The sequence below is a fragment of the Sinorhizobium mexicanum genome, from assembly GCF_013488225.1.
Taxonomy (GTDB): domain Bacteria; phylum Pseudomonadota; class Alphaproteobacteria; order Rhizobiales; family Rhizobiaceae; genus Sinorhizobium; species Sinorhizobium mexicanum.
This window is the reverse complement of sequence record NZ_CP041238.1, coordinates 562432-581434: the sequence shown is the minus strand read 5'-3', so window position 1 is coordinate 581434 and position 19003 is coordinate 562432. Positions and strand designations below refer to the sequence as shown.

Annotated in this window: 17 protein-coding genes and 1 tRNA gene; 9 read left to right on the top strand and 9 right to left on the bottom strand. The window is 61.9% G+C overall.

Annotation, left to right across the window (positions count from 1 at the left end; translation table 11 throughout):
- Positions 1 to 4: 4 nt before the first annotated feature.
- Both FKV68_RS02720 and FKV68_RS02715 read left to right on the top strand, forming a co-directional pair.
- Positions 5 to 433: a DUF1810 domain-containing protein gene (locus FKV68_RS02720; RefSeq protein WP_180940012.1), complete on the top strand. Its 429-nt coding sequence runs from the start codon at positions 5 to 7 to the stop codon at positions 431 to 433.
- A 427-nt stretch (positions 434 to 860) separates the two neighbouring features.
- Positions 861 to 1538: a methyltransferase family protein gene (locus FKV68_RS02715; protein ID WP_180940011.1), complete on the top strand. Its 678-nt coding sequence runs from the start codon at positions 861 to 863 to the stop codon at positions 1536 to 1538.
- A gap of 135 nt (positions 1539 to 1673) precedes the next feature.
- Here the strand turns inward: FKV68_RS02715 and FKV68_RS02710 are convergent, their stop codons facing one another.
- Entirely contained in the window at positions 1674 to 2282 is a 609-nt protein-coding gene (locus tag FKV68_RS02710; protein WP_180940010.1) for a helix-turn-helix transcriptional regulator, read from the bottom strand.
- A 108-nt stretch (positions 2283 to 2390) separates the two neighbouring features.
- Positions 2391 to 4103, bottom strand: a complete 1713-nt coding sequence (locus FKV68_RS02705; RefSeq protein WP_245181696.1) for a hypothetical protein — start codon at positions 4101 to 4103, stop codon at positions 2391 to 2393.
- Positions 4104 to 4510: 407 nt separating this feature from the next.
- Here FKV68_RS02705 and FKV68_RS02700 point away from each other — a divergent pair, with 407 nt between their 5' ends.
- Complete coding sequence (locus FKV68_RS02700) at positions 4511 to 5704, top strand: hypothetical protein (protein ID WP_245181695.1); 1194 nt, start codon at positions 4511 to 4513, stop codon at positions 5702 to 5704.
- 153 nt (positions 5705 to 5857) lie between these two features.
- Here the strand turns inward: FKV68_RS02700 and FKV68_RS02695 are convergent, their stop codons facing one another.
- Complete coding sequence (locus FKV68_RS02695; protein ID WP_180940009.1) at positions 5858 to 6556, bottom strand: winged helix-turn-helix transcriptional regulator; 699 nt, start codon at positions 6554 to 6556, stop codon at positions 5858 to 5860.
- Positions 6557 to 6682: 126 nt separating this feature from the next.
- On the opposite strand from FKV68_RS02695, the gene FKV68_RS02690 reads away from it, so the two are divergent.
- Positions 6683 to 7498, top strand: a complete 816-nt coding sequence (locus FKV68_RS02690; protein ID WP_180940008.1) for a class I SAM-dependent methyltransferase — start codon at positions 6683 to 6685, stop codon at positions 7496 to 7498.
- A 41-nt stretch (positions 7499 to 7539) separates the two neighbouring features.
- On the opposite strand, the gene FKV68_RS02685 is transcribed toward FKV68_RS02690, so the two are convergent.
- The 6 genes from FKV68_RS02685 to FKV68_RS02660 form a co-directional block, all read right to left on the bottom strand.
- The gene (locus FKV68_RS02685; protein WP_180940007.1) at positions 7540 to 7830 is read right to left on the bottom strand and encodes an antibiotic biosynthesis monooxygenase family protein; all 291 of its coding nucleotides are present in this window, start codon (positions 7828 to 7830) and stop codon (positions 7540 to 7542) included.
- 109 nt (positions 7831 to 7939) lie between these two features.
- A tRNA-Arg gene (locus tag FKV68_RS02680) sits at positions 7940 to 8016 on the bottom strand.
- A gap of 171 nt (positions 8017 to 8187) precedes the next feature.
- On the bottom strand, positions 8188 to 9669 hold the full coding sequence (locus FKV68_RS02675; protein ID WP_180940006.1) for a sensor histidine kinase: 1482 nt from the start codon (positions 9667 to 9669) through the stop codon (positions 8188 to 8190).
- 239 nt (positions 9670 to 9908) lie between these two features.
- On the bottom strand, positions 9909 to 11333 hold the full coding sequence (locus tag FKV68_RS02670; protein WP_180940005.1) for a dihydrolipoyl dehydrogenase family protein: 1425 nt from the start codon (positions 11331 to 11333) through the stop codon (positions 9909 to 9911).
- 16 nt (positions 11334 to 11349) lie between these two features.
- Positions 11350 to 12147 (bottom strand): TVP38/TMEM64 family protein, encoded by a 798-nt coding sequence (locus FKV68_RS02665; RefSeq protein WP_180940004.1) that lies wholly within the window; start codon positions 12145 to 12147, stop codon positions 11350 to 11352.
- 252 nt (positions 12148 to 12399) lie between these two features.
- Positions 12400 to 14394 (bottom strand): methyl-accepting chemotaxis protein, encoded by a 1995-nt coding sequence (locus FKV68_RS02660; RefSeq protein WP_180940003.1) that lies wholly within the window; start codon positions 14392 to 14394, stop codon positions 12400 to 12402.
- Positions 14395 to 14852: 458 nt separating this feature from the next.
- Here FKV68_RS02660 and rpmH point away from each other — a divergent pair, with 458 nt between their 5' ends.
- From rpmH to yihA, 5 genes are all read left to right on the top strand, one after another.
- Positions 14853 to 14987 (top strand): 50S ribosomal protein L34, encoded by a 135-nt coding sequence (gene rpmH, locus FKV68_RS02655; protein WP_012706673.1) that lies wholly within the window; start codon positions 14853 to 14855, stop codon positions 14985 to 14987.
- A gap of 20 nt (positions 14988 to 15007) precedes the next feature.
- Positions 15008 to 15406, top strand: a complete 399-nt coding sequence (gene rnpA, locus FKV68_RS02650) for a ribonuclease P protein component (protein ID WP_180940002.1) — start codon at positions 15008 to 15010, stop codon at positions 15404 to 15406.
- Positions 15406 to 17187, top strand: coding sequence for a membrane protein insertase YidC (yidC, locus tag FKV68_RS02645; RefSeq protein WP_180940001.1), 1782 nt, complete (start codon positions 15406 to 15408; stop codon positions 17185 to 17187). Before rnpA ends, yidC begins: the two co-directional genes overlap by 1 nt.
- A gap of 141 nt (positions 17188 to 17328) precedes the next feature.
- Positions 17329 to 18270 (top strand): DMT family transporter, encoded by a 942-nt coding sequence (locus FKV68_RS02640; RefSeq protein WP_180940000.1) that lies wholly within the window; start codon positions 17329 to 17331, stop codon positions 18268 to 18270.
- Positions 18271 to 18321: 51 nt separating this feature from the next.
- Positions 18322 to 18978 carry a ribosome biogenesis GTP-binding protein YihA/YsxC gene (gene yihA, locus FKV68_RS02635; RefSeq protein ID WP_180939999.1) on the top strand — a complete coding sequence of 219 codons (657 nt, stop codon included), beginning with the start codon at positions 18322 to 18324 and terminating at the stop codon, positions 18976 to 18978.
- Positions 18979 to 19003: the final 25 nt, after the last annotated feature.

Here is a 19003-nt window from a genome sequence, read left to right as displayed (position 1 = left end):
AGCGATGCAAGAGGCCTTCGATCTTGAGCGCTTCGTAAAAGCGCAGGAAAGCACGTATCGCGCCGCGCTCGCGGAACTCACCGCCGGCGCCAAGCGAACCCATTGGATGTGGTTCATCTTTCCGCAGATCGAGGGCCTCGGCCATTCACCGACGGCACAATATTATGCGCTTGCGAACCTGGACGAGACGCGTGCCTATCTGCGACATCCGCTCCTTGGCCACCGCATTCTCGAATGCACGGCGGCGGTCAATGCCGTTCAGGGCCGATCCGCGCTCGAGATTTTCGGGCGGCCGGACGACCTCAAGTTTCGCTCATCCATGACGCTGTTCGAAAGGGCCGCGCCGACGGTCGGCGTCTTCGCAAGGGCGCTCGACCGCTATTTCGACGGGGAAAGGGATCCGAGAACGCTTGAAAAGCTCGGCAAAGGCTGACGCCGGGGTCTTCACCATATCTACAGAAGGAAAAGCAGGATCAACGTCGAGAAGACAGCCAGCCCGACGATGACGACCATGAGTTCCTTCATCATGTAGCGATACATAAAACCCTCCTTCCCGGCGGATGGGTGTCGGGAAGCACTCCAATCTATATGGGGATCGAGCAAAGGGTTGTTAAGGAGCGACTGCACACGACAGCGTGAGGGCGAGCTGCCATCGCGGCCGCGTTTGGGCCCGTCGCATGGCAGATTTCGAACTTGTCGAGAACGAGTGTCGATGGAAAAGTCCCTCCACTGTGCAGGTCGCACAATGGAGGGTTGCGGTTGCGAGCGGCTGCGCTACCTGAAACGCTGCCGCAGCGAGCTTAGCGCGTCTGGTTGGACGCGCGGCGCTGTGGGCGTCCCCGACCACCTGGAGCGTGCCCATGATCGTCAGACTGATCGTGCAAACCGTCATCTGGTTGGCAATCATCGGAGCTGTGCTCTTTGCATCCGCCGGAACCGTCGCCTGGCCGGCCGGGTGGGTTTACGTCGCGTTGATGCTGGCGGTCTCCCTGATCGCCGGACTATCGCTCGCGCGGCATGATCCGGCACTTCTCAAGGAACGGCTGTCGGCGCCGATTCAGAAAGGCCAACCTTTCGCGGACAAAGTGCTGCTCACGATCATCTTTCTGTTCCTGTTCGGCTCCTTCGCGTTCATGGCGCTCGATGCGGTGCGGTTCGGCTGGTCGTCGGTGCCGCAATGGGTACAGGGCGTCGGCGCGTTGATCCTCCTGCTTTCCATCTGGCTGAATTATTGGACATTCCGGGAAAACAGCTTCGCGGCGCCGGTCGTCAAGGTCCAGAGGGAACGGGGACAAAGGGTGGTCACCGCCGGGCCCTACCGCTACGTTCGCCATCCCCTCTATGCCGGCGGCCTCCTCTACCTTGCGGGAACGTCGCTGCTCCTCGGCTCATGGTGGGGGCTCGTGGCGGTGGTTCTGTTCGCACTGCTGCTCGCTGTTCGCATCGGCATTGAGGAAAAGGCGCTGCGGACTGGCCTTGCCGGATATGACGCCTATGCGGCGCGCGTTCGCCATCGCCTGATTCCCTTTGTCTGGTAGACCATTGAAATTGCGAGGCGATTGCAAATCGATACCGGCGTTGATGGGGCGATGAACGCCATCGAGAGCCCGAGCGCTGAGGGACTACGGTAGCCGATCATCATGAGACCGCCGCGAGGGCGCGCGGTGCCGCGTTCAGCCCGGGCTGGTGCGGCCAGCGGCATTCGAAATTTCCGGACGAGCAAAGCCGTCGCCATGGGCGGGAGACGCAGATGTCGGCCCCGGTGGCATCAGCAACTCCTCCAGGAAATAGGCGGAGAGCGCGGCGCGGCCCGAGAGCTCGGCCTTGTGGTAAACCGAGGTCGCCTGCTGGCGAATTGTCGCTTCGCTTGCGCCCCGGATCCGCGCGATCTCCTTGTGGCTGAAGCCCTTGAGCAGCAGCAAGCCGACCTCCTGCTCCGCCTGGGTGCAGCCCCAGGCGGCGAACTGGCGCTGGATGGCGGCGCCGAGTTCCTGAAAATGGTCGGCCAGGTCGGCGCGCCATTGGGCGTTGCTTTCACGTATACGCGCGACCTTGTCGCGCAGATCGAGGTTGCCTGCTTCCTGTTCGCGAAGGCGCGAAGAAAGCAGTGCCACGCAGGCAGAGCATCCGACGAGAAGCGCGATGCTCACCGCCTCCGTCAGCAGTTCTGCGATTGTTAGTTCCTCCTCCTCTTTCACGAACTCAAGGCCGAGCAACAGTGCGAATGCCGATACCGCACCTGCGATAAGGATCTGCCGGCCACGTCCCCTGGTCCAATCCATGGTTCGTCTCCCCAGCTCACATTACGGCGGCATCCCGCAAACTTGCTGTGCCATCGAGATTTTGCGCCCGCGAGCCGGGTTCCGCAACAGACGGGCGCAAAATGCCGCTCAGGCAAAGAAGAAACCATCGGCACTCAGCGAGGCGGCGCCGGGAGCTGCGGCATCGACGTCGCCCGCGACGACCCAATCGCCGAGCCAATCATCGTGGACGCGTTCTCCGCAAGAAAAGGCCCAATCCCCGGCCACGACCAAATGCCCCCATCCGAAGTCGGAATCGGCGGTCCGCTTCTCATACGGTGCCGTGTCGGCGAACTGGAAAGTGTCACCGGTCAGCCAATCTCCGACCTGGTCTCCAGCCTGATCCGTAGCCTGATCGCCGGCTGGGAGGTCATTTGTGCTAGCGCTGACCGATTGAGCGCCGCCTGCTGCTCCGGGCTTTGCGCCTCCGGCTTCGCGAATGAGCTGGCCGAGCGTCTCGGACGCGATCGGCGCGTCGCTGACCGCGACGATCGCGTCGTTGAAATCGCCGTCATAGTCGGGACTGGTGTTCAATCGGTCTTCGAAGCCGATGATGTCGATCCCGGCCGTGCCCGGTACCTTCGAGGAGAGCCCGATCGCCTGCATGCTGCCGGCAGGGTTCAGCAGATTTGTACCGTCATCGGCCCCGAGCGCGCTCAAGGGCTGGATCGGCAGGATGTTGCCGGCATCGTCCATGACGGTGGGGGCAAAGAGGTCCCTGATGCTCGCCGGCGCGCCGGTCAGCAGGTTTTGAAGATGCAGCCCGCCATCGGCATACTGCTCCACATCGACGCCGGTCTCGTCGACGCCGCGCACCAGGAACAGGCACAGGGTCTGGCCTTCCGGAACGTCGACAGCCACCGAGTCACCGTTTGAGGCACTCGATAGATCCGCCACGAGTATGCTCGCTTCGCTTGTGGCTCCGGTCGCCGCGTCGACGAAATAGGCGCCGAGCGCATCTGCGCTGTCGGTGGAGCCGCCGAGCACCGTCACCTGCTTCGTCGTCCCGGTCCCGGTGAAGTTCGCCAAATCAAGGTCACGTACGTCGGGGAGATCCTTTACCTCCTTTCCTTCGTGAAGCGAAGCCAAAGCAGGCGTGACGTCGTCCGTATCGTCATCCGGGACGCCGACCACGCCTTGTCGGTAAAGATCGGCTTTCGACGTGATACTGCCGTCGGGCGCCAACTCAAGCTCGGCGATTTCGCCCACGCCGGGTGCGTAATATTTGAACTCGGCGCCGGTGGACAGGGCGGAACTGTCGATCGTTTTGATCACGTCCTCGAATTTCCCCAAGAGCGTCTTCATGCTGAGCCCGATCTCCGCGAGGATACTTTCGTCCTCCGCGATGCCCGGCGCGAATTCTTGATAATAGGCCGTACCGAATTCCGGGGTCGCCTTCATGGCCCAGCCCGGCTGGTTGCCGGGATCATCGGCCGACCACTGGCCGTCATGATTGACGCCGATGAAACTGCCGTCGTCGTCGTACTCGTAATTGACGACGGTCTCGCCGAAGTACCAGACATTGCCGGCAGTATCCTGGGCATACCAATCGAAGGTGTCCTCAAGAATCACGTCGTCCTCGTAGACTGTGTCGCGGATCACCGACGTGCTGACTCCACGGACATCGAATGTCGCAGAGGTAGTAAAGACGTCGTTGCGCTCCGTCGTGACCTCTCCGGTATCGGGATCGGTCTCATCGCCGCTGTAACTCAAGACGTGACCGGGGATTAGCGGGAGGTAGGGGTTGTCGATCGGCGCTCCGGGAATGAAGCTCGCCGCACCGAAATCGGGTAAAATGGCCATAGCATATCCTCCGAGGTGATCGCGGCCGCGCCCCAGCCTGCGGCTCCGCGAGCCGAGCATGCAATGGCGACCGCCACACGGGAATCCGGCAGGCGTAGCGTGGAAAAAGCCTTGACTGTTCAACGAGCTGAACGACCCATCTCACGGATGTGAGATGGGTCGCCGATCCTGGGCTGCAGCCGCCTGCCGCCTGCAATGCCGCCGACCGGCTCGCCGCGCCTCAAGGAACCGGTTCATCCTTGGTAGCAGTCAAATCATCGGCTATGGTCGTTTCCCGGCGTGAACAGGATAACGGCCATGCGGATTTCCAAGTCTTCGGCAGGGTGCGACAGCAGGTCCGTTGGCCGCCGCCCTGATCCCGCCCCTGCCCGGGATGCGCTCGGCGCGCCGTGCTGACAGGGGTCGGTATGCGCCTTCTCGCCTTCGCTCGCGCAGGCGCGCTGTTGTTGGCGCTCCCAATCACAGCATTGGCCGAGGACGCCGTGCCGGGGCTCGTCGAAGGTTGCACCGCGCCCTGTGCGGGGTACGAAGTTTCTGCGGAGCTCCAGAACGACTGGTTACTTGCCGCCGACCCCTCGCTTTTGAGATCCGACGAATTGCAGCCGACACTTACAGTCGACCTGTTCTTCGCGCCGACCGACTATCTGCGGTTCGCCACGTCCATCATCACCGAGCCGGTTGTCGAGCCACAGCCGGGCGAAAACGCGACTTTTGAAGGGATCGGGACCTATCTGGCCGAACTCTACACCGGCATCGAAGCGGGCCCGGCGACCATCAGGGCGGGAAAGTTCGATACAATCTTCAGCCTTGCCAGCGAAGTCGCGCCCGGAATCAACGCCACGGACCTTGTCTCGGATTTCGACGCGGACGAGCGCGTCGGCGCCCAGGTCGTATTCGACTTCGACGGTCTCGGGATGGACCAGGCCCTGGCCGCAACGGCGTTCACGACCGACCGATCGATCTTCAGCGATTCCCTGTTTACCACACGGGGGCGGACGCGACTTTCGGATGGCGGCGCCGGTAACACCGATGGCCTGTCCTCGCTCTCGCTTGTCCTTGACGGCTGCAGAGGGGCGGAGCCGGTCGATTGCTATATGGACGGCGATTTCGGCTACAGGCTGGCTTTCCGGTACCAGAAGGCCGGAGAACCCAGCGGCGAGGACCTGGAAGACGGGCTCACACCAGGAGACGAAGTGGCCTACCTGGCATCCTCGACGGCAAGCCTGCAGCTGAACGAGATGACGCTGAGACTGCTCGGGGAAGCGGCCTACCTACGGCATTTCAACAGCCGTCCGGACGACGCACTGGTCCTCACGGGCTCCGCTGCGCTTGAGCTGGAGCCGCTGACTTACGTCGCGAGCTATACCCGGCAGTTGAACCTCGTCGACGGCGGGCCGGACACACACGAGCATCTGGCTGATCTTGAGGTCATCTACGAGCCCGATGATGAGCATGGCGAAGGCATGCCATTCGATCGGTCGGGGTGGAAGCTCGCCGCCGCTTACACCTTTGCACGCGATGCCGACGAGCAAACCGCTCACGTCTTCAGCGTTCGAGCGGTTTTCGATTTCGACGGAGACGTGGAGCTCGACGCCCAGTAAGATGCGTTGCCGCCCACGGCTTTCCGCATCGCCGCTCCAATCATCGTGATCCAGAGCATCCCGCTTTCAAGTGGCATCACTGAAGGCGGATAAGATGCTCTAGAATCAAAGTGCTAGGGCGTCCTTTGTGCGTTCATTTGAACGCACGGCGCTCTAGCCGACGCGCTCCCGGCGTTCCGACCGGATATGCGCCAGCGGGCTGACGCCGAGCCATAGCGGAAACAGCTTGCGAAGCCGCCCGCTGCCGTCCACCTCTATCGCCCCGTGGTGGAGCGCCGAAGCAAACGGCAGGTCACCACGCCAAATTCGTGTCAGGTCCAATAGAGAGACGATGACGTAGAGCTGCGCGTCGCGGTCGGGCGGCTTCAGGCAGAGTTCGCAGGTGCCGTCTTGATTGAGGAACCACCAGTGGCGCTTCTTCTCGACCTGGTCCGTGAGCTCGAATTGTATGACGACGCGTTCGGTGCCGAACAGTTCAGGGTGCGCGCCCTTTTGAAGCGCCCAGAGCAGCAGGCCGAGATCGATCTCGTGCTCCGCCAAGGTCCTGCGCGACCATCGCTGGCCCCATTGTCCGAGCGCCATGATGATCGGGACGAACTCCTGGCCGGCATGCGTCAGCCGATAGGTCGGGCCGCGCCCGTCGTCGGATACGGACCGGACGATGATGCCCTCCGCCTCAAGTTTCTTCAGCCGCGACGACAGAAGCGTCGGCGAAGCCAGGGGCACGCCGCGCTGCAGATCGGAAAAGCGGGTGGCGCCAAACGCGAGGTCTCGCAGGATCAAAGCCGTCCATCGCTCGCAAAAGATCTCGGCGGCCTTGGCGATCGGGCAGAACTGATTGTAGCTCCTCATCGCGATCACTTCCTTTCGGCGCGCAGTTTACACCCGGCAGCATCGCGATCCCACTACAGATTGTGAAGTAGCCACCAGGCCTTCCAAGTGGTGAAATGGCGCTCTCAAGAGCCGAGGGAGGGTTTCATGTCGGAACATCTCAGCGACGGAATCCAGGAACACAACCGCGATCAGGCAGCCATCTGGGGAGCAGGCGGCAGACACTACGACCTTGTCAGCTTCGCCATCTCGGACGCGCTGGCGCACGCCGCCCAGCGATTGAGCCCAAAGCCCGGCGACAAAGTGCTCGACGTCGCGACCGGCACCGGCTGGAGCGCACGCAATGCCGCGCGTTTCGGCGCAAACGTCACGGCGATCGACATATCGGCCGATCTGATCGACGCTGCCCGCCGGCTTTCGACCGGCGTCGAGCCGCCGATCAATTACCGCGTCGCCGATGCCGAGAACCTACCCTTCCCGGACGAAAGCTTCGACAAGATACTTTCGACCTTCGGGGTGATCTTCGCCGGGAACCACCGCCGCGCCGCCGGCGAACTGGCGCGGATCTGCGGCAAAGGCGGACGGCTCTGCATGTCCACTTGGGCCCCGACGGGCGCCGTTGCCCGCCTCTTCGCTGTAATCAGCGCTCACACGAAGGCGCCGCCGCCGAAGGAATCATCGCTATCGTGGGGCGATCCGGCCCATCTCGAAGACCTGCTCGGGCGGGAATTCAAACTCACGTTCGAGCACGGCACCAACAACGCCTACCACGAAAGCGTCGACGCGATCTGGAACTGGTACTTGCGCGGCTTCGGGCCGTTGCGGACGCTTTACGAAGGCTTGAATGAAGATGAACGCGCCGCGCTGAAGCGCGATGTCGATGCCTATCACGCGCACTATCAGGTCGAGGCCGGACTCCACATCAGGCGGGAATATTTGATCGTCATCGGCGAGAAACGATGAAGTTTCCCGCCGCAGGACGGATATCCGGCCAACGCTGCGGGCTATTCGGTCGCAGGCGGGAACGTCCGGACGATCTCGTACATGCCGGGTTCAAACTTGGCCAAGGTGAGCACCTCCCCGAACAGAGGCAGTGGCCCGGGATCGCGCCCCATCGCCTCATAGTGCTCCGCGCTTTCCCACTGTGCATACATCGCCACCTTCGTGCCATCGAAGCTGCGGTGGAGCGTTGAGGAGATGAACCCCGGCGCCTTGCTCACGAATTCGTCTGTCGCGCGAACAATCAGGTCGACGACCCTCTGCTGGTTGGCAGGCTCAACTGTGAAGACATTCATCAAGGGTGATCATGGCTCTTGATCCTGCATGTCATTCGCAAGGGAATCACTGTTTCCAGCTCTGCACTCACGCCAGGGAAACAACTACAAACCGACAATCCAGGGAAAATGGCGCACCCGAAGAGATTCGAACTCCTGACCCCCAGATTCGTAGTCTGGTGCTCTATCCAGCTGAGCTACGGGTGCTTGCCTGAAGCGGTGAGAACCGCTTGCGTGGCGATCCTCTACTGGGTCCTTTCAGCGATTGCAAGCGCCTTTCGGCAAAAAATTTCATTTTTGCGACGACAGGTGGATAAGGCTCCGCAGAGAGCAATCCGAAGCCCGGCGATAAGAACGGCGGTGGCTCGAGGATGGATATCAGGGCCGCGCCTTCGAGCGGAAAGCGTCCAGCGGCACCGGGCGATCCGGCAGTTCGATGCGGAAGAGCGTGCCAGGCGTCGGCTTTTCAACGAGGGCGATCGTCCCGCCATGAGCGAGCACAAGTTCGCGGGCGATGGCGAGCCCGAGGCCGGTGCCGCCGGAGCGCGCCGAACCTCGGAAGGCAGTAAACAGGTTTTCGCGCGCCTTGGCCGGCATGCCGGGCCCCGTGTCGTCGATGGAAATCGTAACCACGCTTCCGGTTCGCATAGCCGAAACGGCGATCGACCTGGCGCGGCCGTCCTCCGGCTCGTGATTCGTCAACGCCTGGACGGCGTTGCGGCAGATGTTGTGGACGACACGGAAAAGCTGCTCGCTGTCGGCGTCGACCACGACGTCGTCTCGTACCTGGATTTCGAAATCGATGCCGCTCTGGCGATCGATAGCGAGGAGTTCGGCGACATCCTCGACGAGCGGACGCAGCGCAACAAAGCGGCGGTGCGGCGCTGCCTCGGCCGTGCGCCCATAGGAGAGAACCTCCTGCGTATAGCCGACGGCGCGGTCTATCGTCCGCAGCAAAGTCGGCGCGAAGCGTTTGACCACCGGATCATCGACATCGGCAAGCCGATCGGAGATGAGTTGCGCGGACGAGAGAATGTTGCGCATGTCGTGGTTGATCTTCGAAACCGCGAGGCCGAGTTCGGCGAGGCTTTTCTGTTGCTTCAAGGTTTTCTGCAGGTCGCGCTGCATGCTCGCAAGGTGTTGACCGGCCACCGCCAGTTCATCCTTGCCTTCCGGCGGAACGAGGAGTCGCTCCGGGTCGGAGGGCTCGTTGGAAAACTCCTGCATGCTCGTCGTCATCCGCCTGATCGGCACGATCAGCATGCGATTGATTGCGAGGAAGATCAGCGCGCCCGTGATTAACGAAATCGCGATCGACAGAAGGAAAACATTGCGCGAATAGACGAGCATCGCCTTGCGCAAGCCGGCATCCTTCATCACCAGCTCGATGGTCGCGTCCGTTTCGCCGAGCGGGCCATAGACGCGCACGATCCGGCTGCCGCCAAAAAGCAGCGTGTCGAACGCGTCGCGTATCGCACCGACGGGGGTAAAGTTGGCGATATCGTATTCACCATCGATTGCCGGCGGCATGTCGACGGTGGCGATCATCCGCGACGCATCCTTGCGGCGAATGACGATGGCCTTGGTTCCGGTCGCCATCAACGTGTCGCGCTGCACCGCCCGCGGAAGCTCGACATTCTGCAGTCCGTCCACCACAACGGCTGCTGCGGCCACCGTGTTCAGCCGATCCTGAAGCCAGCGGATCCGCATATTGGCAACCGACGGCACGAAGATCAGCACTTCCGCCAGCATGATGAATGCCACGGTCAAAAGCAGCAGCTTGCCGGAGAGCCCGCGGAAAAACCCCACGGCCGCTCGGGGCACCGCACTCGCATTGGCCGAACGCGCCTTTTCCACCATAACTCTAGAACATTCCCTGCAACTTACAGCGCCGCGCGTCCAATCGGACGCGCTAAGGTCGCTGTAACACTTTGAACTGCTGCATGATTTTGCCCTTAAATCGATTCCGATTTAAGGAATCATGCAGTATAGCGGGATGAGGAAAAGTGTGCACGGTTCTCCGCCCACATCCCGCTCTAACCTATTAGAATCGATCACGTTTATGAATTTGGGCCGAGTTAGCCAAAATTCATCGTGACCTAGCCGAAATACCGCAGCATTCCGATTACTGACCGAACGAGCGGATTTCGCGCCACAGGGGCATAATAGGAGATCGATGCCTGTTTTCCAATCTCGGACAAGGTCGGATAGGGCGCCACATAGCCGCGGAAATGTTTGAGCGTCAGCCGATTGGCGACGGCCAAAGCAAAGCCGTTGATCATCTCTCCGGCACCGGCGCCGGCAATCGCAGCACCGAGGATCCGTCCCCGCCGACCGACCGTGATCTTGATGAGGCCCTGCCCGAGCCCGTCGGTGCGGGCGCGGTCGTTGGCGGAAAAGTCCCAGCAGACGACGTCGACCCGCCCAAACTTTTCCCGCGCGTCCGCCTGGCCGAGACCGACCTCTGCCAATTCCGGATCGGTAAACGTGACCCGCGGTATGATGTCGCGGTCTTCGCGCGCCGGCAGGCGAAACAGGATCTGTTGCAGCGCGAGGCGCGCATGATAATTCGCGACATGGGTGAACTGCAGGCCACCTGCGGCATCACCGATTGCATAGACGCGGCGATTGCTTGTCCGAAGGTCCGTGCCAATGGCGATCCCCTTCACGTCGTGCCGAATCCCTGCTGCATCAAGATCGAGAGAAACGTGATTGGGAGCACGGCCGGCGGCCAGCAGCAGGTCGCTGCCATCAAGAAAAAAACGTCCTTGCGTGTTTTTGCAATGCAGCCGCACGCCGCCCGCGTGCCGCTCCACGGACTGGATGGCGGTTTCCTCGTGAAGAACGGTACCCTCGGCACGGATCGCGTCTAGAACGATCGCCACCAGTTCCGGATCGCCGCTCGAAAGCGCTTTGCCGCTGTCAATCACCGTAACGCGCGCGCCGAGCCGGCGATGAGCCTGGGCCATTTCCAGCCCGACAGGCCCGGCACCGACGATGACGAGGTGTTCGGGCAGCCGCTTCAAATCGAAGAGCGTCTCATTGGTGAGATACGGCGTCTCGGCGAGCCCGGGAATTGCGGGTACAGCCGGCGACGAGCCGGTGGCGATCACGAAGCGCCGCGCCCGGATAAGATGATCGCCGGCCGCAACGGTCCTGTCGTCGACGAACCGTGCCGTATCCGCGATGACTTTCACGCCAAGACTCTCGAAGCGCTCGGCGGAATCGTGCGGCGCGATGGCGCCGATGACCGCATGAACCCGTGCCTGCAACCGTTCATAGTCGACGATCGGCTCGCCTGCGGTGATGCCGAATTCCTCGGCAGCGCGGATCGCCTGCGCGTGTTTGGAAGCCGCGATCAACGTCTTTGACGGTACGCAACCAAAGTTCAGGCAATCCCCACCCATTCGGGCGCGTTCGACCAGGACAACCGGCACGCCGAAGGCCGCAGCGCCGGCGGCCACCGACAGACCGGCCGCACCCCCACCGATTACACAGATATCCGGATTGAGGACCTTCGCCACGCCGCCTTCCGTTCCGTCAGACCGTCTTGCGGCGCGACTGTATTAGCTTGAACGCCAGAGGCAATGCCGCGATGAGCGTCAGCGCCGCGAGCCCCAGCGAAATGTCCCTCGTCGCAAAATCCGAAATCGTGAGCTCGCCGCCAGCCGCAGCCGAGCGAGCGATCACGTTGTCGAGGCTGCGGCCGACCCAGGCATAGGCGAGCGTGCCCGGCACGATGCCGATCAGCGTTGCGATGGCAAACGTGCGTAGCCGCACGTCGAAGAAAGCGGGTGCGATATTGACGACGAAGAAGGGAAAGATCGGCGCCAGCCGCAAGATCAGAAGGTAAAGGAACGCATTGCGCCGGAAGCCTTCCGCCAGTCGCTCAAGGAAGTGCCCGGCACGCGGGCGCAGGAGGTCGCCGAGAACCCCGCGCGCGGCAAGGAACAGAAGGCAGGATCCCAGTGTCGCCGCGGCGATCGCGATAATTCCACCCGTAAGACAGCCGAACAGGAACCCGGAAAATATGGTCAGCACCGACGCAGCCGGGATCGAAAAGACAACCACCGCAACATAGACCGCAAAGAATGCGGAACCGGCTCGGAGCGGATAGGAATCGACATAGGCGCTGAGGACCTCGCGGTGATGGACAAGTGCCGTCAGCGAAAGATAGTGCGGCAGGCCAAACGCATAACAGGCGGCCCCACCGGCAACGAGAAGAGCAAATGGCACGAACCGCCACCACGGACGGCGTGGCGCACGTTCTGTGTCACTGCGCCCGGACGAAGAGTTCAGGGCTGCTCCTTCTACCCCGTTTCTGACACCATTGTTCATGCGGCTTGCTTTCGGCGAGATCTACCCCTGAGTTAGAGGGAATCCGGACCCGGAACCAATAACGAATGGTCGCGCCGTCAAACGTCAACGTGAACGGTTCGCCGTGACAACTCACGTTGCTGTGAAAAGAAGAACCATCGTCCCTGGTGCGACGGGAGCAAAATACACCAAAGACTTTTTCTCGCGGAGAGCGTTAAGACCATCCGCGAGAAAAGTTCGTGACGTCGGCGTCCTTGACGAGACGCGCTAGGCTCAGAATTCCTCCCAATCGTCCCGCGCGGCGGCGGCACTGCCGCCGAAGGCTCGAGCGACGCTGCCCATCATACGCCGGGCGGGCGAAGCAACGGGACGGCTTGTTTCCCTTGCCGGCGCGACTGCCCCGACGGCATCGCGGTCGACCTTGAAGTAGGCGATCAGGTTGGCAAGGTTCCCAGTTTCGCCCGACAGTTTGTGGGTCGCGGCGTTCGCCTCCTCGACCATTGCGGCATTGCGCTGGGTGACCTGGTCCATCTGATTGACGGCCGTGCTGACCTCGGCAAGCCCTGTCGACTGCTCGCGCGCGGCCGTCGCGATCGAATGGATATGGTCGTTGATCTTCAGGACGCGCGTTTCGATCTCGCCGAGCGCGGATCCGGTCGCCTGGACGAGCTTGACGCCGGTCGCGACTTCGCCGCCCGACTTCGAAATCAGCGCCTTGATATCCTTGGCGGCACTGGCTGCGCGCTGAGCGAGTTCGCGCACCTCCTGGGCCACCACTGCGAACCCCTTGCCGGCGTCACCCGCGCGCGCCGCCTCGACACCCGCATTCAGGGCCAGAAGATTGGTCTGGAAGGCGATCTCATCGATCACGTTGGTGATCTGGCCGATCTCGTTCGAGGCCTGCTCGATGCGGCCCATCGCTTCGACCGCGTTACGGACCACGGAAGCCGACTCGGTTGCGCTTTCCTTTGCCTCGGTGACCATGACCGATGCTTCCTGCGCTCTCTCGGTCGAGCTGCGGACGGCGGCGGTGATCTCATCGAGCGCGGCCGAGGTTTCCTCGAGCGAAGCGGCCTGCTGCTCCGTGCGCTTCGACAGGTCGTCCGCTGCCGAGCGCAATTCGGATGCGTTGCCGTTGATCGAGTCCGTCGTCGTGCGCACCTCGCGCAGGGTTTTCTGCAGGGTCGTGAGCGTGTCGTTGACGTTCTTCTGCAGCTCCGCGAAGGCACCCTGGAACTGGCCGTTCATGCTTTGCGTCAGGTCGCCGGCGGCAAGGCTTGCGATGACCCGCCGCGTTTCGGAAATCCCGCTGTCGACGCTGCCGACGAGTTCGTTGACGCTCGCGGCAAAGCGGTTGAGGTCATCGTTGCCATAGTCCTTGCTGATGCGCCTGGTGAAATCGCCCGCGGCGGCCGCCGAAACGACGATGCCGATGCTCGACTGGAGATCCGCACTCTTTTCCCTGAGCGCCGCTTCCTGAGCGTTGAGTTCACGCACCGCAAGTCCGTTCTGCTTGAAGATGCCGACGGCGGCAGCCATATCGCCGATCTCGTCCTTGCGGCCGGCGAAGGGCACCTCGACCGAGAGATCACCTGCGGCAAGCTGTTTCATGGCGTCGGTCAAGTCGAGGATCGGGCGGCTGAGCTGGTTGGTACCGATGTAGAAGGCAGTACCAATTCCGGCGACGAGGCCGAGGCCGGCAATGCCGAGCACGACGAGAATGATCGAGCGCTCAAAGGCTGCGATCTCAGCGGTAGTCGCCTCAAGCGACTCGAGATTGGCGTCCACGACCCCGTCTATCTCGGCCTGGAAAGCCTTGCGATTGGCGCGATTGGCGTCATTATTGCCCTGCTCGTTGGCAGCCTGCGGCGAAACCTGTTGGCCGAGACGGGCCGTCTCGGTGCGGAAGGTCTTGAATTCTTCCGCGCGCTTCACCAGCGCATCGAAGGACGAGAGTTTGTCGGCGGGAACCAGCGGGCGCCATTCTTCGAGCAGTGCGTCGATCTTTTCGAGGTTCTTGAGGAGACCTTCGGCGAAGGGTTTTGCCTTTTCGATCGTCGGGGCTGCGTAAATGCCGCGCGCTTCCATGACGACGCCGGTCACCAGGCGGTTGAGCCGCTCGCCCTTGAACGCCCGGTCGGATGCGTTCTGGAATTGGTGAAGCTTGTCGTTGTACTGCGACACGATCAGCAGCGACATGCCGGTGATGGCGATCGCAAGCAGACTCATGATGCCGACGATCAGATATATTTTTCCGCGAATTTTCATTCCTGTCCCCCGACGCCGCCGGCGCCGTCCCCTCGCTAGACGGTGTGTGCTGCACACCACAAAGGGAATGCTTAATTACGCGTGGTTAACGAAAACCATCACCGCTCCGACCCACTTCTAGGGAGGCCGGATTAGGCATTTGTTCACCGATCTGCCCTACGCGCCGCCCGTTTGATGAAGCGCTGTCGGCCCGGCCGTCGAGTTGTTGCGGGGCACGGCATCAAGACGTTGCAGATCCGGATGCACGATCTCGAAGGAGCGCGGCTGAGCCTGGCCATCCGCGCCACCTGCGCAGCGCAAAGCCCGTCGGGAATTGACTTTGCCGGACATTTGTCCTTATAAGCCGCGCACGTCCGGTCAAGCCACCCTGCCCGCAAGGCGGAGCTGTGCCCGGTTACGTGAAACGCTCTTGCAATTTGCAAACTCAAGAAGGGCCGCACACCGCGGTATTTAAATAAATGAAGCGTACCTACCAACCGTCCAAGCTTGTTCGCAAGCGCCGTCACGGCTTCCGTGCACGCATGTCCACCAAGGGTGGCCAGAAGGTCCTTGCAGCCCGCCGGGCTCGTGGCCGCAAGCGTCTCTCGGCCTAAGCCGAGCCTGCCCGAAACCTATGTCCGGGCATATGACGTCAGATAAAGACAAGACGACTGTCGGGCGGCTGAAAAGCCGTCCGCAGTTTTTGGCCGTCAGAGCTGGAGAAAGCCGCAAAGGCCCACTATTTCTGCTCGAAGTGCTCGACCGCAAGGATCTGGAAGGTGATGCCCGCGTCGGCTTCACAGTCACCAAGAAGCACGGCAATGCCGTAGAGCGCAACCGAATGCGCCGACGCCTCAAAGAAGCAGTGCGGCTTTCAGCCGGGTTTGCAATGAAACCCGGACACGACTATGTGATTGTCGCCCGACGCGATCTGCTGCATGCCCCCTTTGACGCATTGACCCGGGCGCTCTGCGATCGCATCGAAAACAAGCCGAAACCGAAGCGGCCCTCGGCCGGTTCCAGGAAACCATGATGGAAAACAACCGCAATTATTTCGTCGCGATTGCACTGTCCGTGCTGATCCTCGTCGCTTGGCAATTCTTCTATGTCAACCCGAGGATCGAGAAGGACCGCGTCGCTACGGAACAGGCCCAGCAGACGCAACAGGCTCAGCCCCAGAGCGGTACGCCGCAGGCGACGCCGGGCCAGGCGCCCGCCGGCGGTGCCATTCCGGGTGGCGAAAACCGCGACCAAGCGATCGCCAAGTCTGCACGTGTTGCGATCGATACGCCGGCGCTTTCGGGATCCATCAACCTGACCGGCGCGCGCTTTGACGACTTGAGGCTCAAGGGGTACCACGAGACGGTCGATCCGAAGAGTGCCGTCATCACCCTCTTCAGCCCCGCGGAAACGGCAGACGGCTATTTCACCGAGGTCGGCTATATCGGTAACGATGCGACCGGTTCGGCACCGGGTCCGCAGACCGTCTGGACACTTTCAAGCGGCGAAAAGCTGACGCCATCGACGCCAGTCACCCTCAGCTACACCAACGACAAGGGCATCACCTTCGTCCGGACGATCTCCGTCGACGATCGTTACATGTTCCAGGTCGTCGACAGCATCAAGAACGAAACGTCGGCGCCGATCTCCCTGTCTTCCTACGGCCGCGTCACTCGCTTCAACAAGCCGACGACGCCGAGCGTCTACGTGCTGCATGAGGGCTTCATCGGCGTGGCCGGCGACGAAGGCCTGCAGGAAGTCGGCTACTCGAAGGTCGAAGACGACCAGCCCGTCGAACCGGGCAAAGCGACTGGCGGCTGGCTGGGCATCACCGACAAGTACTGGGCCGCGACGATCGTTCCGCCGCAGGCGACCCCATTCGAAATGCGCTTCTCGCATTTCACCGACGGTCGTGCACGCTTTCAGAGCGACTACAAGGGCGATGCGATCACCATCGCACCGGGCCAGTCTGCGGAAGTCAAGAACCTGGTTTTCGCCGGCGCGAAGGAAGTTCCGGTCGTCGACAACTACGAAGTCGCCTACTCGATCCCGAATTTTGACAAGCTGATCGACTGGGGCTGGTTCTATTTCATCACCAAGCCGATGTTCAAAATGATGGATTTCTTCTTCCGTCTGTTCGGCAATTTCGGCATCGCGATCCTGATCACCACGATCGTTGTCAAGCTTCTCTTCTTCCCGCTCGCCAACAAGCAATATGCGTCGATGGCGAACATGAAGAAGGTCCAGCCGAAGATGGAGGAACTGAAGAAGAAGTTCGGCGACGACCGCATGGGTCTGCAGCAGGCGATGATGCAACTCTACAAGGACGAGAAGATCAACCCGCTGGCGGGCTGCTGGCCGATTCTCATCCAGATCCCGGTGTTCTTCGCGCTCTACAAGGTGATCTACATCACCATCGAGATGCGCCATGCGCCGTTCTTCGGCTGGATCCAGGACCTCTCCGCTCCCGATCCGACGACGATCGTCAACCTCTTTGGCCTGCTTCCGTTCGATGCTCCGTCCTTCCTGCACCTCGGCGTCTGGCCGCTCGTCATGGGCGTCACGATGTTCCTGCAGATGCGGATGAACCCGACGCCGCCGGATCCGACCCAGGCGATGCTGTTCACCTGGATGCCGGTAGTCTTCACCTTCATGCTGGCGTCCTTCCCGGCCGGCCTCGTCATCTACTGGGCCTGGAACAACACGCTGTCGATCATCCAGCAGTCGATCATCATGAAGCGCCAGGGTGTGAAGATTGAGCTCTTCGACAACCTCAAATCGCTGTTCGCGAAGAAACCCAAACCGGCGGAATAGCCGCCGGTTGTCGTCCACGTCAAAAGCCTCGGACCAATCGGTCCGGGGCTTTTTCTTTTGCGACAACCGCCTGTCGCGAACACCGGCGCCTGCAACCGGCAAGCGCTCTATTGTCTGCCGGTTTCAATCCGGGTTCCGATGATGTCGCAGCCGACCGTCCTGCCGAAGTCCTTCATGCCAGCACAAGGCCGTGCCGCCGGCATCGCGCTCGTTGTCGGCTCGGCGGTCGTCTGGAGCTTCGGCGGCACACTGGTGCGTTTCCTCGACATCGCCGACAGTTGGGTCATCGTCTTCTGGCGGTCGATCTTCGCCGCACTTTTCCTCCTCGCCTTCATGCTGGTTCGTGACGGCGCTTCGAACATGACGCGGCTCTTCCGCGACATGGGCTGGCCCGGCGTGGCCGTCGGCTGCTGCTTCGCGACAGCATCGATGAGTTTCGTGCTCGCACTTGCCTACACGACGGTGGCCAACATCATGCTCATTCAAGCGGGCGTGCCGCTCCTCGCGGCCCTGATCGGCTGGGTCGTATTCCGCGAAGGCGTCTCCCCACTTACCTGGCTGGCAATCGCCGCAGTTATCGCCGGCCTGCTGGTGATGGTTTCGGATTCGATTACCGGCGCCGTCTCCCCGGTCGGGGATGCGCTCGCCCTGCTGATTGCGCTCTCCCTCGCTTGCGCAACGGTCATCACCCGCGGCTATGCCCATGTCCGCATGACGCCGGCTGTCTGCCTCGGAACGCTCATTGCCGCAACGGTCGCCGCAACTCAGGCTTCGGACTTTGCCGTCACCTCCTCCGAGCTCGGCATTCTGGTCGTCTTCGGGGCATTCAATTTTGGCCTCGGTCTAGCGCTCTTCGTCACCGGCGTGCGGCTTCTGCCCTCGGCGCTGGCGGCCTTGCTGGGGACGGCGGAAACCGTTCTTGCGCCCCTTTGGGTTGCGGTCATTCACGGCGAGATCCCCCGCACCAATACCATCATCGGCGGGTCGATCGTGCTCTTTGCCCTCTTTGCCTATCTCGCTGTCGAACTCTGGCGCCAACGCCGGCTGCGCATCGAAGCTCGCGCAAATCCGGGTCGCGCTTGACAAGACGGCGCAAAACCTTGAAGCCGGCCGGGCAACGGGAAAAATCGAGCGATGACCGGGAAAAAGCAAAACCAGAACGATTCCTCCGCCTTCGGCCGCCCGTGGATCTTCATCCGCGGCGTTCCGGCCATGAAGTTCCTGCCGCCGGAGGGTCCGCTGGAGATCGCCTTTGCCGGTCGTTCGAATGTCGGCAAGTCGTCGCTGATCAATGCCCTTGTCGGACAGAAAGGCCTCGCGCGCACGTCGAACACGCCGGGTCGCACCCAGGAGCTCAACTATTTCGTGCCGGATGGCTATTCCGGCGAGGCGGGCGACCTGCCACCGATGGCGCTCGTCGACATGCCGGGCTACGGCTATGCGCAGGCGCCCAAGGAACACGTCGACGCGTGGACAAAGCTCGTCTTCGACTATCTGCGCGGCCGCTCCACGCTGAAGCGCGTCTACGTGCTGATCGACGCCCGCCACGGCATCAAGAAGAATGACGAAGAGGTCCTTGCGCTGCTCGACAAGGCCGCCGTTTCCTATCAGATCGTGCTTACCAAGACGGACAAGATCAAAGCGGCGGGCGTGCCGCGGTTGATCGCCGAAACGATCGAGAAGATCAAGAAGCGCCCGGCCGCCTTTCCCGAGGTGCTGTCGACCTCCTCGGAAAAGGGCGCCGGCATCGAAGAACTGCGAGCAGCGATCGATCTCGCCGTCGCCCGCTGAGACGAATCCTTCAAGACAAAAGTCT

Bases quoted from the DNA above. Each gene is read 5' to 3' on its own strand.
- FKV68_RS02720 (WP_180940012.1), top strand. From the start codon at position 5: ATGCAAGAGGCCTTCGATCTTGAGCGCTTCGTAAAAGCGCAGGAAAGC.
- FKV68_RS02715 (WP_180940011.1), top strand. From the start codon at position 861: ATGATCGTCAGACTGATCGTGCAAACCGTCATCTGGTTGGCAATCATC.
- FKV68_RS02710 (WP_180940010.1), bottom strand. From the start codon at position 2,282: ATGGATTGGACCAGGGGACGTGGCCGGCAGATCCTTATCGCAGGTGCG.
- FKV68_RS02705 (WP_245181696.1), bottom strand. From the start codon at position 4,103: ATGGCCATTTTACCCGATTTCGGTGCGGCGAGCTTCATTCCCGGAGCG.
- FKV68_RS02700 (WP_245181695.1), top strand. From the start codon at position 4,511: ATGCGCCTTCTCGCCTTCGCTCGCGCAGGCGCGCTGTTGTTGGCGCTC.
- FKV68_RS02695 (WP_180940009.1), bottom strand. From the start codon at position 6,556: ATGAGGAGCTACAATCAGTTCTGCCCGATCGCCAAGGCCGCCGAGATC.
- FKV68_RS02690 (WP_180940008.1), top strand. From the start codon at position 6,683: ATGTCGGAACATCTCAGCGACGGAATCCAGGAACACAACCGCGATCAG.
- FKV68_RS02685 (WP_180940007.1), bottom strand. From the start codon at position 7,830: ATGAATGTCTTCACAGTTGAGCCTGCCAACCAGCAGAGGGTCGTCGAC.
- FKV68_RS02675 (WP_180940006.1), bottom strand. From the start codon at position 9,669: ATGGTGGAAAAGGCGCGTTCGGCCAATGCGAGTGCGGTGCCCCGAGCG.
- FKV68_RS02665 (WP_180940004.1), bottom strand. From the start codon at position 12,147: ATGAACAATGGTGTCAGAAACGGGGTAGAAGGAGCAGCCCTGAACTCT.
- FKV68_RS02660 (WP_180940003.1), bottom strand. From the start codon at position 14,394: ATGAAAATTCGCGGAAAAATATATCTGATCGTCGGCATCATGAGTCTG.
- rpmH (WP_012706673.1), top strand. From the start codon at position 14,853: ATGAAGCGTACCTACCAACCGTCCAAGCTTGTTCGCAAGCGCCGTCAC.
- rnpA (WP_180940002.1), top strand. From the start codon at position 15,008: ATGTCCGGGCATATGACGTCAGATAAAGACAAGACGACTGTCGGGCGG.
- yidC (WP_180940001.1), top strand. From the start codon at position 15,406: ATGGAAAACAACCGCAATTATTTCGTCGCGATTGCACTGTCCGTGCTG.
- FKV68_RS02640 (WP_180940000.1), top strand. From the start codon at position 17,329: ATGTCGCAGCCGACCGTCCTGCCGAAGTCCTTCATGCCAGCACAAGGC.
- yihA (WP_180939999.1), top strand. From the start codon at position 18,322: ATGACCGGGAAAAAGCAAAACCAGAACGATTCCTCCGCCTTCGGCCGC.